Below are 372 nucleotides of genomic sequence, written 5' to 3'. Positions count from 1 at the left end.
ACGCTGACCGGCGATACGGCTCGGACTCGAGCAGCTCTCTGAGCGCAATCTGCTCGCGCTGGGCGTTGGGGATCTGAATGCCAACGGTCGACTTGCCGGGGATCCGGTCGATGAGCACTGACTCGGCGCGCATGGCGAGGCAGAGGTCCTCGGCGAGGCCGGTCACCTTGCTGTACTTCACGCCTGCATCCGGTTTGAACTCGAACGTCGTCACCACCGGGCCAGGGTGGATTTGCACGACATTGCCCTCGACCGCGAACTCACGACACTTGTCTTCGAGCAGCCGTGCGGCTTCCATGAGCTCGCGCTCGTCGATCGTGCGCTCTTCTGGTGGGCTATCGAGCAAGGCTTGCGGCGGCAGTGTGAAGTCGC

1 pseudogene (only partly in view) is annotated in these 372 nt (G+C 63.7%); it reads right to left on the bottom strand.

Annotated features, from left to right (window positions below):
* A pseudogene (locus tag GEV06_28840) lies at nt 1-372 on the bottom strand (DNA translocase FtsK) (it extends 314 nt beyond the left edge of the window).

This window comes from Luteitalea sp. (assembly GCA_009377605.1).
Classification (GTDB): domain Bacteria; phylum Acidobacteriota; class Vicinamibacteria; order Vicinamibacterales; family Vicinamibacteraceae; genus WHTT01.
Note: the sequence above shows the minus strand (reverse complement) of the source record. Positions and strands in the feature narration are given on the sequence as shown.